The 15,268-nt window shown below is 66.2% G+C and carries 14 protein-coding genes; 10 read left to right on the plus strand and 4 right to left on the minus strand.

Annotated features, from left to right (window positions below; genetic code table 11):
- Nucleotides 1–2: 2 nt before the first annotated feature.
- Both V6W80_RS03440 and V6W80_RS03445 read right to left on the minus strand, forming a co-directional pair.
- On the minus strand, nt 3–722 hold the full coding sequence (locus V6W80_RS03440; protein ID WP_338545845.1) for a 16S rRNA (uracil(1498)-N(3))-methyltransferase: 720 nt from the start codon (nt 720–722) through the stop codon (nt 3–5).
- Between the two features lie 13 nt (nt 723–735).
- Nucleotides 736–2,136: an adenosylmethionine--8-amino-7-oxononanoate transaminase gene (locus V6W80_RS03445; RefSeq protein WP_338545846.1), complete on the minus strand. Its 1,401-nt coding sequence runs from the start codon at nt 2,134–2,136 to the stop codon at nt 736–738.
- Between the two features lie 172 nt (nt 2,137–2,308).
- Here V6W80_RS03445 and V6W80_RS03450 point away from each other — a divergent pair, with 172 nt between their 5' ends.
- The 7 genes from V6W80_RS03450 (at nt 2,309) to V6W80_RS03480 (ending at nt 12,126) form a co-directional block, all read left to right on the plus strand.
- A complete protein-coding gene (locus V6W80_RS03450) occupies nt 2,309–3,886 on the plus strand; it encodes a flavin monoamine oxidase family protein (RefSeq protein WP_338545847.1) in 1,578 nt (525 codons plus the stop codon).
- A 173-nt stretch (nt 3,887–4,059) separates the two neighbouring features.
- Nucleotides 4,060–4,614, plus strand: a complete 555-nt coding sequence (locus V6W80_RS03455; RefSeq protein ID WP_338545848.1) for a cytochrome b — start codon at nt 4,060–4,062, stop codon at nt 4,612–4,614.
- 35 nt (nt 4,615–4,649) lie between these two features.
- Entirely contained in the window at nt 4,650–5,228 is a 579-nt protein-coding gene (locus V6W80_RS03460; RefSeq protein WP_017640964.1) for a YceI family protein, read from the plus strand.
- A 345-nt stretch (nt 5,229–5,573) separates the two neighbouring features.
- Nucleotides 5,574–6,767: an efflux RND transporter periplasmic adaptor subunit gene (locus V6W80_RS03465; RefSeq protein WP_160924077.1), complete on the plus strand. Its 1,194-nt coding sequence runs from the start codon at nt 5,574–5,576 to the stop codon at nt 6,765–6,767.
- Between the two features lie 12 nt (nt 6,768–6,779).
- The gene (locus tag V6W80_RS03470) at nt 6,780–9,917 is read left to right on the plus strand and encodes an efflux RND transporter permease subunit (protein ID WP_257704508.1); all 3,138 of its coding nucleotides are present in this window, start codon (nt 6,780–6,782) and stop codon (nt 9,915–9,917) included.
- A 1-nt stretch (nt 9,918) separates the two neighbouring features.
- A complete protein-coding gene (adeC, locus tag V6W80_RS03475) occupies nt 9,919–11,421 on the plus strand; it encodes an AdeC/AdeK/OprM family multidrug efflux complex outer membrane factor (protein ID WP_338545849.1) in 1,503 nt (500 codons plus the stop codon).
- Nucleotides 11,422–11,538: 117 nt separating this feature from the next.
- The gene (locus V6W80_RS03480) at nt 11,539–12,126 is read left to right on the plus strand and encodes a YajG family lipoprotein (protein WP_007161696.1); all 588 of its coding nucleotides are present in this window, start codon (nt 11,539–11,541) and stop codon (nt 12,124–12,126) included.
- A gap of 60 nt (nt 12,127–12,186) precedes the next feature.
- On the opposite strand, the gene V6W80_RS03485 is transcribed toward V6W80_RS03480, so the two are convergent.
- The gene (locus tag V6W80_RS03485; RefSeq protein ID WP_064307489.1) at nt 12,187–13,347 is read right to left on the minus strand and encodes a 1-acyl-sn-glycerol-3-phosphate acyltransferase; all 1,161 of its coding nucleotides are present in this window, start codon (nt 13,345–13,347) and stop codon (nt 12,187–12,189) included.
- Between the two features lie 107 nt (nt 13,348–13,454).
- Here V6W80_RS03485 and V6W80_RS03490 point away from each other — a divergent pair, with 107 nt between their 5' ends.
- Genes V6W80_RS03490 through V6W80_RS03500 form a run of 3 tightly spaced genes read left to right on the plus strand, consistent with a single transcriptional unit; the run spans nt 13,455 to nt 14,524 of the window.
- On the plus strand, nt 13,455–13,637 hold the full coding sequence (locus tag V6W80_RS03490) for a CPXCG motif-containing cysteine-rich protein (RefSeq protein WP_017639858.1): 183 nt from the start codon (nt 13,455–13,457) through the stop codon (nt 13,635–13,637).
- A complete protein-coding gene (locus tag V6W80_RS03495; RefSeq protein ID WP_017639857.1) occupies nt 13,637–13,897 on the plus strand; it encodes a putative signal transducing protein in 261 nt (86 codons plus the stop codon). Before V6W80_RS03490 ends, V6W80_RS03495 begins: the two co-directional genes overlap by 1 nt.
- Before the next feature lie 9 nt (nt 13,898–13,906).
- Nucleotides 13,907–14,524 carry an SOS response-associated peptidase gene (locus tag V6W80_RS03500; protein WP_068382902.1) on the plus strand — a complete coding sequence of 206 codons (618 nt, stop codon included), beginning with the start codon at nt 13,907–13,909 and terminating at the stop codon, nt 14,522–14,524.
- 4 nt (nt 14,525–14,528) lie between these two features.
- On the opposite strand, the gene V6W80_RS23930 is transcribed toward V6W80_RS03500, so the two are convergent.
- Nucleotides 14,529–15,242 (minus strand): methyl-accepting chemotaxis protein, encoded by a 714-nt coding sequence (locus V6W80_RS23930; protein WP_414205831.1) that lies wholly within the window; start codon nt 15,240–15,242, stop codon nt 14,529–14,531.
- Between the last annotated feature and the right edge of the window lie 26 nt (nt 15,243–15,268).

Below are 15,268 nucleotides of genomic sequence, written 5' to 3' on the forward strand. Positions count from 1 at the left end.
GTCTAGAAATCACCCCAGAGTTGCTGGGCCACGCTCAGGGCCACCACCGGCGCGGTCTCGGTACGCAGCACCCGCGGCCCAAGGCGGGCCGGCTGGAAACCGACGGCGCGGGCGGCCGTGACTTCGGCCTCGCTGAGGCCGCCTTCGGGACCGATCAGCAGCGCCAGACGGGTAGGGCGGGCATGGCTTTCCAGCGGCTCGGCCACCGGGTGCAAGACCAGCTTGAGGTCGGCATCCAGCCCGGTCTGCCAGTCGGCCAGCAGCTGTGGCGGATGGATCACCGGCACCGAGGAACGACCGCACTGCTCGCAGGCGCTGATGGCGACCTGGCGCCAGTGCTGCAGGCGTTTGTCGGCGCGTTCATCCTTGAGGCGCACCTCGCAGCGTTCGCTGACCAGCGGAGTGATCTCGGCCACCCCCAGTTCGGTGGCCTTCTGGATCGCCCAGTCCATGCGCTCGCCGCGGGACAGGCCCTGGCCGAGGTGGATCCGCAGCGGCGAATCGGGCTGGCCGGGCAGTTCCTCGGTCAGGTCGACGCTGAGGGTTTTCTTGCCCACCGCGGCGACCTGGCCGAGGTACTCCCGGCCGCTGCCGTCGAACAGCTGCACGGCATCCCTCGGTGCCAGGCGCAGCACGCGGCCCAGGTAGTGAGCCTGGGCCTCGGGGAGGTCGAGGCGGCCGAGGGCCAGGGGCAGGTCGAGGTGGCAGCGGGTGAGACGCATGGCGGACTCCAGATCAGCCGGGATCGCGGTGGTTGGGGTGCAGGTCGCTCAGGGCGACGCTGACCGAGGTGCGGGTGGCGAGGTCGATGCCTTCGCTCGCCACCTCGGCGAGGAAGTCGATCTGCTCGGGGGTGATGACATAGGGCGGCAGGAAGTAGACCACGTTGCCCAGGGGGCGCAACAGGGCACCGCGGGAGAGGGCGTGCTGATAGACGGCCAGGCCGCGGCGCTCCTGCCAGGGGTAGGGCGTGCGGCGGGCCTTGTCGGCGGTCATCTCGATGGCCAGGGCCATGCCGGTCTGGCGCACCTCGCCAACGTGGGGATGATCGACCAAGTGCGCGGTGGCCTCGGCCATGCGTCGGGCCAGGGGTTTGTTGACTTCGATGATGTCGTCCTGGGCGAAGATGTCCAGGGTCGCCAGGGCGGCGGCGCAGGCCAGCGGATTGCCGGTGTAGCTGTGGGAATGCAGGAAGGCGCGCAGGGTGTGGTAGTCGTCGTAGAAGGCCTGGTAGACGGCATCGGTGGTCAGGCAGGCGGCCAGTGGCAGGTAGCCGCCGGTGAGGGCCTTGGACAGGCAGAGGAAATCCGGACGGATGCCGGCCTGTTCGCAGGCGAACATCGTCCCGGTGCGACCGAAGCCCACGGCGATCTCGTCATGGATCAGGTGCACGCCATAGCGGTCGCAGGCCTCGCGCAACAGGCGCAGATAGACCGGGTGGTACATGCGCATGCCGGTGGCGCCCTGGATCAGCGGCTCGACGATGACCGCGGCGACGCTGGCGTGATGCTCGGCCAGGGTGCGCTCCATGTGCGCGAACATCTGCCGCGAGTGCGCTTCCCAGCCCAGGCCCTCGGGGCGTAGGTAGCAATCGGGACTGGGCACCTTGAGGGTGTCCAGCAACAGGCCCTGGTAGGTCTCGGTGAACAGCGCCACGTCACCCACCGACATGGCCGCCACCGTCTCGCCGTGGTAGCTGTTGGTCAGGGTGACGAAGCGACGCTTTTCCGGCTGGCCCACGTTGCGCCAGTAGTGATAGCTCATCTTCAGCGCCACCTCGATGCACGAGGAGCCGTTGTCGGCATAGAACACCCGGTCGAGACCGGCCGGGGTCAGGGCGACCAGGCGCTCGGACAACTCGATCACCGGCTGATGACTGAAGCCGGCGAGGATGACGTGCTCCAGCTGGTCGACCTGGGCCTTGATGCGTTCGTTGATGCGCGGATTGGCGTGGCCGAAGACATTGACCCACCAGGAGCTGACCGCGTCCAGGTAGCGGTTGCCATCGAAGTCCTCCAGCCAGACGCCTTCGCCGCGGCGGATCGGGATCACCGGCAGCTGCTCGTGATCCTTCATCTGGGTGCAGGGGTGCCAGAGCACCTCCAGGTCACGGCGCATCCAGTCGTGATTGGTCATTGGCGTCTCCTGGCGGCGGGCCCGGCGATAAAAGGGGGCGCAAGCCTAAGCCAGGGCGCGCGACGGGAGCAAGGCGCGGGCCGATTGCCGGTCGTGGCGGCAGCTAGTGGCTCCGGAGCCGCTGGCGTATGCTGCGCCACCGCCGTTTCCCGGTCCCAGGAGTCTAGAAAAGATGTCGTCGCGTTGGACAGGTTTTACCGTCTGCTTGGCAGCCGGCGTATTCGCTACCAGCCTGAGCACAGGCGCCGCCGAGAAGGCCCATAAAGAGGCGCATAAGGCGCCGGAAAAGGCTGCCGCGGTACCCGTCGCGCCCAGTGGTCCCTCGGTGATCGTGGTCGGCGCCGGCATGGCCGGTCTGGCCTCGGCCTATGAACTGCAGCAGGCCGGCTGGAACGTGACCCTGCTGGAAGCCGGCGCGCGCGTCGGCGGTCGTTCCGGTCTCGCCTCCAGCGAATGGATCGGCGATACCAAGGCCCAGCCGGTGCTCAATCATTATCTGGACACCTTCAAGCTCAAGACCGTGGACGCGCCGTCCTTCGTGCGCACCCCGGGCTATCTGATCGAGGGTCAGTACTATTCCCAGGACGACCTGGCGCAGAAGATGCCGGCCGTGGCCGATGCCCTGAAGCGCGTCGACAAGTCCCTGGACGACCTGGCCGCCGCCATCAGCGATCCGCTGCAGCCGACCGCCACCCCGACCCTGCACGCCCTCGACCAGATCAACGCCGCCACCTGGCTGGACAAGCAGAATCTGCCGCCGGTGGCCCGCCAGCTGATCAACCAGCGCATCCGTGTCCGCTACGACGAGCCCTCACGGCTGTCGCTGCTCTATCTGGCCCAGCAGACCCGTGTCTATCGCGGCGTCGAGGACAAGGACCTGCGCGCGTCGCGCCTGCCCGGCGGTAGCGAGGTGCTGGCCCAGGCCTTCGTCAAGCAGATCAAGACGATCAAGACCGACAGCAAGGTAGCGAGCATCGTCCAGGACAAGGACGGCGTCGTGGTCAAGGCCGGGGCCACCGGCTACAAGGCCGACTACGTGGTGATGGCAGTGCCGCTGCGCGCCCTCGGCCAGGTGCAGATGACCCCGGCGCTGGACGCCACCCAGCAGGCGGCGATCAAGGGCACCACCTATGGCTGGCGTGACCAGATCCTGCTCAAGTTCAAGACCCCGGTATGGGACAGCAAGTCGCGCATGAGCGGCGAGATCTACAGCGACCAGGGCCTGGGCATGCTGTGGGTGGAGCCGGACGTGAAGGGCGGCGCCAATGTGCTGGTCAACCTGGCCGGTGACAGCGCGCGCCTGGTGCAGGCCTTTGGCGACAAGCAGATGGTCGACCAGGTGCTGATCCGCTTCCATGCATTCTATCCCAAGGCGCGCGGCGCCTTCTCCGGCTACGAAGTCCGCCGCTACAGCCGCGATCCGGGCCTGGGCGGCGCCTACCTGGCCTATGGTCCGGGCCAGATCACCCGCTACTGGCGGTTGTGGGAAAAGCCCACCGGCCGGGTGATCTTCGCTGGCGAGCACACCGATCCGCTGCACCCGGGCACCCTGGAAGGCGCCCTCGCCAGCGGTCAGCGCGCCGCCGGCCAGGTCCGCGACCTCAAGGCCGGCAAGGCCGTGGTGCCGGTCGCGGCCAGTGCCAAGAACACCGCCCAGCCGGCTGCTGCGCCCAAGGCCACCGAGGCCGCGCCGGCCAAGGACAGTGGCGAGCACGGCTTCTTCTGGAAGCTGTTCCACTGGTCGTTCTGAGCGTGACCCGAACCCGGACGCTGCCCCTGCGCAGCCTCTGGGCCTGAGCGGACGGGGCGCTCGCGCGTCGTCCGATCCATCGATTCCTTCGATATTGATTCGACACTTTTTCCGCTTTCCATCGATACGTTTGCGGCTAGGCTTAGGCAAAGCTTTTTCAGGAGAGAAAAGCGATGCACTGGCGCAACGACGGCCTTCGCTACGGTCTGGTAAGTCTGGTTCTGCATTGGGTCATGGCCCTGGTGATCGTCGCCATGTTCGCCTCCGGCCTGTGGATGCGCACCCTGGACTACTACGACACCTGGTACCACACCGCCCCCGAACTGCATAAGAGCGCCGGCATTCTCTTGCTGATCGCCCTGGTGCTGCGCCTGCTCTGGCGCCTGGTCAGTCCGCCGCCGCCGGTGGAGGGCAGCCCGCTGGTACGTCGCGCGGCGGGTGCCGGGCACTTCCTGCTCTATGGGCTGATGCTCAGCGTCATGGTGGCCGGCTACCTGATCTCCACCGCCGATGGCGTGGCCATCGATGTCTTCGGCTGGTTCAAGGTCCCGGCGACCCTGAGCGGCCTGCCGGATCAGGCCGATACCGCCGGCAAGATCCACCTCTGGTTCGCCTGGACGCTGATCGTCCTGGCCGGTCTGCACGTGGTGGCCGCGCTCAAGCACCATTTCGTCGACCGCGACGGCACCCTGGTCCGGATGCTCGGCCGGGTCCACACTCCTTCCTGATGTTCGCTTCCCACCACCACATGGAGCTCCATCCAATGCTGAAGAAAACCGTTGCCGCCCTGGCCCTGGGTACCGCTCTGCTGGGCGCTGGCCAAGCCATGGCCGCCGATTACAAGATCGACAAGCAGGGCCAGCACGCCTTCATCCAATTCCGCATCCAGCACCTGGGCTACAGCTGGCTGTACGGCACCTTCAAGGACTTCGACGGCACCTTCAGCTTCGATGCCAAGGATCCGTCCGCCGACAAGGTCAAGGTGACCATCAACACCGACAGCGTCGACACCAACCACGCCGAGCGCGACAAGCACCTGCGCAGCGCCGACTTCCTCAACGTCGCCGCCCATCCCCAGGCCAGCTTCGAATCCACCAAGGTCACCCCCACCGGCGACGGCACTGCCGATGTCACCGGCAACCTGACCCTGAACGGCGTGACCAAGCCGGTCACCATCAAGGCCCACTTCATGGGCGAGGGCAAGGATCCGTGGGGCGGCTACCGCGCCGGCTTCGAGGGCACCACTACCCTCAAGCTCAAGGATTTCAACATCCAGAAGGACCTCGGTCCGAAGTCCCAGGAAGTGGAATTCATGCTGTCCTTCGAAGGCGTACGCCAGTAACGGGACGCCCCCAGGTTGTAACCAAAAATGCCGGATTCGTCCGGCATTTTTGTGGGCGGTCGTTTTTGGTGACGAGGGGGGCGGCAGCGCGATCCCCTGGCAGAACTCGCCTCCGGCCTCATGGTCTGCTACCCAGGTCGGTCGCACCGCCTGGCTTTGTCGCCATCGCCGTGTTCATGAAGCGTCGAAGCATCCGGCGAAATACCCGAGCATGGCACTTGGGTTATTTACAAACAGTCGTGAACGTAAGTATATTTGTCTGATAATAATTCCTATGCTCGAGCCGGTGCGGATCCACAAGGCGCGCTGCGCATGCTCATTTCCCAGCTTTCAAGGACTTTTGATATGCAGATCAAGCCGGCGCATGCCTTTTTCGCCCCCGCCCTGCTGGCCGTAGCCCTGGCCCTGGGCGCCTGCGGCAAGCAGGACAACAAGGACCAGCAGCAACAGCAGCAGAAGCCCGCGGAAGTCGGGGTGGTGACGATGGAACCACGCACCGTGACCCTGACCGACGAATTGCCCGGGCGCACCGCGGCCTTCCGCATCGCCGAGGTGCGGCCGCAGGTGAGCGGCATCCTGCTCAAGCGCTACTTCACCGAAGGCGCCGACGTGAAGGCCGGCACCCAGCTCTATCAGATCGATCCGCGCACCTACGAAGCCAACGTCAATTCGGCCAAGGCCTCCCTGGCTCAGGCCCAGGCGACCCTGGCCTCCAACCGGCTCAAGGCCCAGCGCTATGGCGCCCTGGTCAAGGAGCAGGCGATCAGCAAGCAGGAAGCTGACGATGCCCTGTCCATGCAGCGGCAGAACGAAGCCCAGGTGGAATCGGCCAGGGCCGCCCTGCGCAACGCCGAGATCAACCTGGCCTACACCAAGGTCGCCGCGCCCATCTCCGGCCGTATCGGGCGTTCGATGATGACCGAAGGCGCCCTGGTCACCGCCGACCAGACCACCGCCCTGACCAGCATCACCCAGCTGGACCCCATCTATGTCGACGTGACCCAGTCCGCCACCGACCTGCTGCGCCTGCGCCGCGAACTGGACAGCGGTCAGCTGCAGCGCGTGCAGGGCGAGAACGCCGCTGAGGTCAAGCTGATGCTGGAAGACGGCAGCGCCTACAGCCGTTCCGGCAAGCTCAAGTTCGCTGAGGTGTCGGTGGACCAGGGCACCGGCTCGGTGACTATCCGTGCCGAATTCCCCAACCCCGACAAACTGCTGCTGCCCGGCATGTTCGTGCGGGCCCAGCTGCAGTCCGGCGTTCGCCAGAATGCCCTGCTGGTGCCGCAACAGGGCGTGACCCGCGACCTCAAGGGTCAGCCCACCGCCATGGTGGTCAACGGCGAAGGCAAGGTAGAGCAGCGGATCCTCAAGACCGAGCGCACCGTGGGCTCCGATTGGCTGGTCACCGATGGCCTCAAGGCCGGTGACAAGGTCATCACCGAAGGGCTGCAAAAGATCAAGCCGGGTGCCACCGTCACCACCAAGCCGGCGAGCAACATCGCCTCCGCCGAGCAGAAGCCGGCGGGTCAGGGTCAGTAAGGGGAGCGCCCGATGTCCAAGTTCTTCATCGACCGGCCCATCTTCGCCTGGGTGATCGCCCTGGTGATCATGCTCGCCGGCATCCTGTCGATCCTCAATCTGCCGATCAACCAGTACCCGAACATCGCCGCACCGGCGGTCTCGATCCAGGTGAGCTACCCGGGCGCCTCGGCGCAGACGGTGCAGGACACCGTGGTCCAGGTCATCGAACAGCAGATGAACGGGATCGACAACCTCAGGTACATCTCCTCGGAGTCCAACTCCGACGGCAGCATGACCATCATCGTGACCTTCAACCAGGGTACCAACCCCGACATCGCTCAGGTCCAGGTGCAGAACAAGCTGCAGCTGGCGACGCCGCTGCTGCCGCAGGAAGTTCAGCAGCAGGGCATGCGCGTCGCCAAGTACCAGCGCAACTTCATGATGGTGGTGGGCTTGGTGTCCATGGACGGCTCCCTGACCAAGGAAGACCTGTCCAACTACATCGTCTCCAACATGCGCGACCCCATCGCGCGGACCACGGGGGTCGGTGACTTTCAGGTGTTCGGCGCCCAGTACGCCATGCGCATCTGGCTGGATCCGCAGAAGCTGGTGAAGTATCAGCTGACCCCGGTCGACGTCAGCGCCGCCATCCAGAGCCAGAACGTGCAGATCGCCTCCGGTCAGCTCGGCGGCCTGCCGGCGGTGCCGGGACAGCAGCTCAACGCCACCATCATCGGCAAGACCCGCCTGACCAGCGTCGAGGAATTCGGCAAGATCTTCCTCAAGGTGGACCAGAGCGGCGCCCAGGTGCGCCTGCGCGACGTGGCGCGGGTCGAGCTGGGCGGCGAAAACTACTCCATCGATGCCCAGTTCAACGGCAAGCCGGCCTCCGGCATGGCCCTGCGTCTGGCCACCGGCGCCAATGCCCTGGACACCGCCAAGGCGGTCCGCGCTACCATCGATCGCCTCAAGCCCTTCATGCCTCCGGGCATGGAAGTGGTCTATCCCTATGACACCACCCCGGTGGTGACCGCCTCGATCCACGAGGTGGTCAAGACCCTGGGCGAGGCGATCCTGCTGGTGTTCCTGGTGATGTTCCTGTTCCTGCAGAACTTCCGGGCCACCCTGATTCCCACCATCGCCGTACCCGTGGTGCTCCTGGGTACCTTCGCGGTGCTCCTGGCCGCCGGTTTCACCATCAACATCCTGACCATGTTCGGCATGGTGCTGGCCATCGGCCTGCTGGTGGACGACGCCATCGTGGTGGTGGAAAACGTCGAGCGGGTGATGGCCGAGGAGGGGCTCTCGCCCAAGGAGGCGACACGCAAGTCCATGGGCCAGATCCAGGGTGCCCTGGTCGGTATCGCCCTGGTGCTGTCGGCGGTGTTCGTGCCCATGGCCTTCTTTGGCGGCTCCACCGGGGTGATCTATCGCCAGTTCTCCATCACCATCGTCTCCTCCATGGTGCTGTCGGTGCTGGTGGCGCTGATCCTGACCCCGGCGCTGTGCGCCACCATGCTCAAGCCGGTCAAGCAGGGTCATCACGAGAAGCGCGGCTTCTTCGGCTGGTTCAACCGCACCTTCGAGAACGGTCAGCACCGCTACGAGCGCAGCGTGGCCGCGGTGATCCGCCACAAGGTGCCCTTCCTGCTGCTCTATGTGCTGATCGTCGGCGTCATGGTGTTCCTCTTCACCCGCATCCAGTCGTCCTTCCTGCCGGAAGAGGACCAGGGTGTGATCTTCGCCCAGGTCACCACGCCGCCGGGTTCCAGTGCCGAGCGGACGCAGAAGGTGCTCGACACCATGCGCGAGATGATGATGACCAACGACGCGAGCGCGGTCAGCTCGATGTTTACCGTCAACGGCTTCAACTTCGCCGGTCGCGGCCAGAGTTCGGGCCTGGCCTTCATCCAGCTCAAGCCCTGGGAAGAGCGCCCCGATGCCAAAGACGGCGCCAGCGCCGTGGCCGGTCGGGCCATGGGCTACCTGTCGGGCATCAAGGACGCCATCGTCTACGCCATCGTCCCGCCGGCGGTGCTGGAGCTGGGTAACGCCACCGGCTTCGACTTCTATCTGCAGGACCAGGGCGGCATCGGCCACGAGGCGCTCATGGCCGCCCGTAATCAGCTGCTCGGCATGGCCGCGCAGAATTCCAAGCTGATGCAGACCCGTCCCAACGGCCTCAACGACGAGCCGCAATTCAAGCTCATCGTCGACGACGAGAAGGTACGGGCGCTGGGCCTGTCGCAGAGCGACGTGAACCAGACGCTGTCCATCGGCTGGGCCTCCAGCTACGTCAACGACTTCATCGACCGCGGTCGGGTGAAAAAGGTGTACCTGCAGGGCGAAGCCAGCGCGCGGATGAATCCCGAGGACTTCAACAAGTGGTACGTGCGCAACGGCTCGGGCGAGATGGTGCCGGTATCGGCCTTCGCTCGCGGCGAGTGGATCTACGGCTCGCCCAAGCTGGAGCGCTACAACGGCATCTCCTCGCTGGAGATCCTCGGTTCCGCGGCGCCTGGCTACAGCACCGGTGACGCCATGGCCGAGATCGAGCGCATGGCCAAGGACCTGCCGCAGGGCGTGGGCATCGCCTGGACCGGGCTGTCCTACGAGGAGCGGCTGTCGGGCTCCCAGGCGCCGGCGCTCTATGCGCTGTCGCTGCTGGTGGTGTTCCTCTGTCTGGCGGCGCTGTACGAGAGCTGGTCGATCCCGATCGCGGTCATCCTGGTGGTGCCGCTGGGGGTGGTGGGGGCCTTGCTGGCCACCTATTTCCGCGGCCTGGCCAACGACGTCTTCTTCCAGGTGGGTCTGTTGACCACCATCGGCCTCGCGGCGAAGAACGCCATCCTGATCGTGGAATTCGCCAAGGAACTGCACGAGGGCGGCAAGAACATCGTCGATGCGGCGGTGGAAGCCTCGCGCATGCGTCTGCGGCCCATCATCATGACCTCCATGGCCTTCATCCTGGGCGTGGTACCCCTGGCGATCTCCTCGGGTGCCAGCTCCGGCAGCCAGCACGCCGTGGGTACCGGCGTGATCGGCGGCATGCTCACCGCCACGGTACTGGCGATCTTCTGGATTCCCATGTTCTACGTGGTGGTCAGCAGCCTGTTCAAGGACAAGGCCACCAAGGACCAGGAAGCCCATGGCAAGGAAGGACACTGATATGAAGAAGTCTGTCTTGGCGGTGGTCGTGGGCATGCTGGCCGTCTCCGGCTGCAGCCTGATCCCCGATTACCAGCGGCCCAATGCGCCGGTGGAGAACGCCTGGCCCCACGGCCAGGCCTACGATGCCCTGACGGTCAATCGCGACCAGCAGGCGGCCGACATCGGCTGGCGCGATTTCTATCGCGACCCGGCGCTGCAGCAGTTGATCCAGCTGTCGCTGGACAACAACCGCGACCTGCGCCAGGCCGCCCTGAACGTGCGGCTGTATCAGGCGCAATACCGCGTGCAGCGCGCCGAGCTGTTTCCCGACATCGGCGTCAGCGGCACCGGGACCCGTACCCGGTCACCCGAGGACCTGAGCCAGGTCTCCGCCATCCGCGAACTGCTCGCCGGCAACAGCGCCGATGGCGCGGGGGGTGGCGGCGGTGGCAGCATCAGCAGCCAGTACAGCGTGACCCTGGGTTTCACCTCCTATGAGTTGGACCTGTTCGGGCGCCTGCGCAGCCTCAGCGAGCAGGCGCTGCTCAACTACTTCGCCACCAGCGAAGGACGCCGCAGCACCCAGATCTCCCTGGTCTCGGAAGTAGCCAACGCCTACTACGCCTGGCTCACCGACCAGCGCATGCTGCAACTGACCCGCGAGACCCTCGCCGCCTACCAGCGCTCCTACGACCTGACCCGTCAGACCGTGGAAAACGGCGTGGCCAGCGGGCTGGACCTGCGCCAGTCGCGCACCGCCCTGGAAGGCGCGCGGGCGAATCTGGCCCAGTACACCCGCCAGCTGGCCCAGGATCGCAATGCCCTGACCCTGCTGCTGGGCACCTCGATCCCGGCGGACCTGCCGCAAGGCAAGGGCCTGGATGGCAAGGACCTGCTCGCCGACCTGCCGGCCAACCTGCCGTCGGATCTCTTGCAGAAGCGTCCGGACATCCTCCAGTCCGAGCTGCAGCTGCGCGCCGCCAACGCCAACATCGGCGCGGCCCGGGCGGCCTTCTTCCCGCGCATCAGCCTGACCGCCCAGGGCGGCACGGCCAGCCGGGATCTCAATGGCCTGTTCGACGCCGGCTCCGGCTACTGGACCTTCTCGCCGAGCATCAACATCCCGATCTTCACGGCCGGTAGCCTCAAGGCCAGCCTGGATGCGGCCAAGATCCAGAAGGACATCAACGTCGCCACCTACGAGAAGTCGATCCAGACCGCCTTCCGCGAGGTGGCCGATGCCCTGGCGGCGAAGGGCACCTACGACGACCAGTTGCAGGCCCAGCAGGACCTGGTGCAGGCCAGCCAGGAATACTACGACCTGGCCAACCTGCGCTATCGCCAGGGCATCGACAACTACCTCACGGTACTCGACGCCCAGCGTTCGCTGTATAGCGCCCAGCAGCAGTTGATCACCGACAGACTCAACCAGCTCAACAGCGAGGTCACCCTGTACAAGGCGCTCGGCGGTGGCTGGCTGGAACGCAGCCAGACCCGACCGCCCCTGGCGGCCAAGCCCTGACCCTGGTTTGAAGAGACGCCGGCCCGAGCCGGCGTTTCCTTGTCCGCCATCCCCGTCTATCGACGCCGCTGGGGGGCTGGGTATACTGCCCCCTGTCCCTTTCTCTGGAGTTTCTGCATGCGCTATCGCCTGTTGCTCGGCCTGCTCGCCGCCACTGGTCTGACCCTGGCCGGCTGTGCCAGCAGCCCTCAGCAATTGAGTCCGCAACCCCAGATCACCGCGCCCATCGCGCCGGTCGGCCAGGGCCAGCCGGTCTCGGTCCGCGTGGTCGACGGTCGCTCCTCCTTCACCCTGGGCACCCGTGGCGGGCTCTATCCCGACACCAGCGTGGTGGTGGTGCAGACCCAGGACGTGATTCCCAAGCTGCAGGCGGAAGCCGAGAAGGCCGTACGCCAGATGGGCTTCACCCCGTCGCCCAATGCCGGCCCGGGTGCGCCCCAGCTGACCCTGACCCTGGCCGAGCTGAACTACCAGTCGCCCAAGGAACTGTACGTCACCGCCTCCGACGTCGCCGCGGCCTTCCAGGTGGACGTGCGCAACAGCCAACGCGGCTACCGGGGGCGCTATGGCGCCAGCCTCAACCAGCGTTTCGGCATGGCACCCAACGCCGAGGCCAACACCAAGCTGGTCAGCGATGTGCTGAGCGATGCCCTGACCCGGGTGTTCAAGGATCCGACCGTGGTGCAGGTGCTCAGCGGTCGCTGAAAACCTGAGGCCCACAAAAAAGCCCGGCACCGACCGGGCTTTTTCGTGGGTGGCTGGCGACTATTCCAGGCCGGCCAGCACGCGGTACTTGTTCAGCACCGGCTGGGCGTACTGGCGCACCAGTTGTGCCCGGTACTCCGCCGGGCATTCGGCCAGGCGTCTTTCCCATTCGGCACGGGCGACCTCGATCTCCTCGGCCGGAAACAGGGCGTCCACGGCGGGCACGGCCAGCTCCGCATCGCGGCCATCCCAGGCGGCATAGGCCAGGTAGCTGGCCGGAAACAGCCGGTAGTTGCCGAGGATCTGCCGGTCCATTTCCTGGGCCAGCGCCTTGGCGTCCTCGAATTCGCCGCTCACCGGCTCGCCAAAGGCCACGTGCACCCGGCCCTTGTAGCCGGTGATACCCAGGGCGATGCTGACGTCGTCCTCGCCCGGCGCCTTGGTGTAGCTGCCGGTGGTGGCGCGGATGTGCAATTCGCGGGCCTTGGCCTGGTCGCAGGGATCGAATTCGTAGCTGATGGACACCGGCACGATGTTGAGCGCCTTGACCAGCTCGGCGAAGGGCTCGTCCTTGCAGCTCATGTGGAACATCTTGAGGATGGCCGAATCGGTGCGGTCGTCGCCGTCCTTGGCCCGGCCCTCGGCCTGGGCGATCCAGATGGACTGGCCGTCCTGGCGGATCGAGTGATTGATGTAGGCGGACAGGTTCTGGTACGCCGCCAGCTTTTCGCGGCGACCGCTGATGGAGCGGTGCACGATGAAGCTCTTGTTCAGCCGCATCAGGTCGCTGACGAAGGGCTTCTGCAGCAGGTTGTCGCCGATGGCGATGCGCGGCGTTGGCAGACCGGCGTGGTAGACGGCATAGTTGACGAAGGCCGGGTCCATCACGATGTCGCGGTGGTTGGCCAGGAACAGATAGGCGCGACCACTGCGCAATTGGTCGATGCCCGAGTAGGTGACGCCGTCCGAGGCCTTCTCGATGGCGCGATCCACATAGGGTTCGAGCTTGTCCTGCAGCGCCGCGACGCTCTGGATACCACTCAGTTCCTGGCGCAGGCGGGTGCGCAGCAGGGGGCGCACTACCCAGCCGAGTCCCTTGGACAGGCGCGGGAACCGGTAGCCGGCAAGGATGCCGATGAAGTGGTCGTCGTCGATCAGGCGGGCCAGAACCCCGGGGACTTCCGCGTCGTTATAGGGTCGAATGGCTTCGAACTCGCCCATGGTGTTCTCTTGTAGAAATTCCGGCGGCCATAGTAGTGGGCGTGGCGCCAGATGCAAGCGTCAGGGGCCGGATGGGCGGCAGGTTGGCGGTCAAGGAGTGCAGGCAGATGCTGGAAAGCCAGGAATACGATTGCCCTTATTGCGGCGAACCGGGCGAGGTGGTGCTCGACCTCAGCGGCGGTGACCAGGACTACTACGAGGACTGTGAAGTCTGCTGCCGACCGATCCGCTTCGGCCTGCACACCGATGGCGAGGACTGGAATCTCGAGGTTCGGCGGGAGGACGACTGATGCGCCGCATCTATGAGCCGGGTTCGCTGCACGAAGGCGAATTGCTCCTGGCGGTGCTTGCCAGCGAGGGCATCAGCGGCTTTCTCGCCGGGCGCCATCTGCTCGGTGGCATCGGCGATCTGCCCGCGGTGGGCTTGCTTGGCCTGCTGGTCGAGGACGAAGAGGCGCAGCGCGCGCAGGCGCTGATCGCCGCGTACAATGCCGCCACGCCCCTGCCGGGAGAGGATCCTTCTCCCGAGCAGGGCATCCTCATTTGTTGAAAGGTTTTCATGTCCGGACGCTACGCCCTGTTCCGCTGGCCCGCTGAATTCGCCGGCTTGCCGGGTTTTCCCGACAAGCATCCCCCGCGCTGGAACATCTCGCCCCACCAGCAGGTACTGCTGCAGCGGCGGACCGCCGAGGGCGAGCGGGTCGACAGCGGTCGCTGGGGGCTGACGCCGCCCTGGCTCACCGATCTGTCCCGCACCCCCACCCATGCCCGCGCCGAAAGCCTGGCCACCCAGCCGATGTTTCGCGAGCCCTTTCGCCTGCGGCGCTGTCTGCTGCCGGCCAACGGCTTCTACGAATGGCGCGGTGGCCACCGCAAGCGGCCCTACTGGATGCTCAATGGCGAACCCCTGGCCTGGTTCGCCGCGCTCTGGGAGGCCTATCCGGCCGGGGATCAGCTCTGGCTGTCGGTGGCCATGGTCACCCAGGCGGCCGGTCCGCTGCGCCGCCCCATTCTGCTCGATGCAGCGGGTCGTGCCCTCTGGCAGGATCCGGACAGCACGCCCGAAGCCCTGCAGGAGCTGTTGGCCGCGGGCGGCATGCCGCTGCGCGAGCGGGTCTTGGCCAACATCGTCAACCGGCCCGAGGTAGACGGGCCGGAGTGTTTGACGCCCTTGTGACCCGCTAGACCTTGAAGCGCGCCGCCAACTGGCGCTGCCGTTCGGCCAGTTCGCTCAGGTGGCTACCGGCGCGGGTGGCCTGATCAGCCTGGTCGTGTACGCCATTGGCCGCCTGGCCGATGTTGACCACGTTGCGATTGATGTCCTCGGCCACCGCGCTCTGCTCCTCGGCGGCGCTGGCGATCTGCAGATTCATTTCGGTGATCTCACCCACGGCGGTGAGGATGACCTCCAGGGCCCGGCTGGCCGCCTGGGTCTGTTCCACCTGATTGCTGGTCTGGGCATGGCTGTTCTGCATCAGCGCCACGGTCTCCCGGGTGCCGCTCTGCAGGCGCTGGATCATGCTCTGGATCTCGCCGGTGGCGACCTGGGTCTTTTGCGCCAGGGTGCGCACCTCATCGGCCACCACGGCGAAGCCACGGCCCTGCTCGCCGGCCCGGGCCGCCTCGATGGCCGCGTTGAGCGCCAGCAGATTGGTCTGCTCGGCGATGCCGTTGATGGTGGTGAGGATGGAACCGATGTTCTCGCTGTCATCGGCCACCCGGCGTACCTGGGTCACGGCGCGCTCGATTTCCGCGGCGAGGGTGGCGCAGTCGCTGACATTCTGCCGCACCACACGCTGGCCTTCGCTCACGGCGCTATCGGCCTGGGTGGCCGCCTGGGCGGCGCGTCCGGCATTGCTGGCGACATCCTGGGCGGTGGCGGTCATCTCCTGCATGGCGGTGGCCACCTGGTCGATCTCCT

The sequence above is a fragment of the Pseudomonas benzopyrenica genome (genome assembly GCF_036884265.1).
Classification (GTDB): domain Bacteria; phylum Pseudomonadota; class Gammaproteobacteria; order Pseudomonadales; family Pseudomonadaceae; genus Chryseomonas; species Chryseomonas benzopyrenica.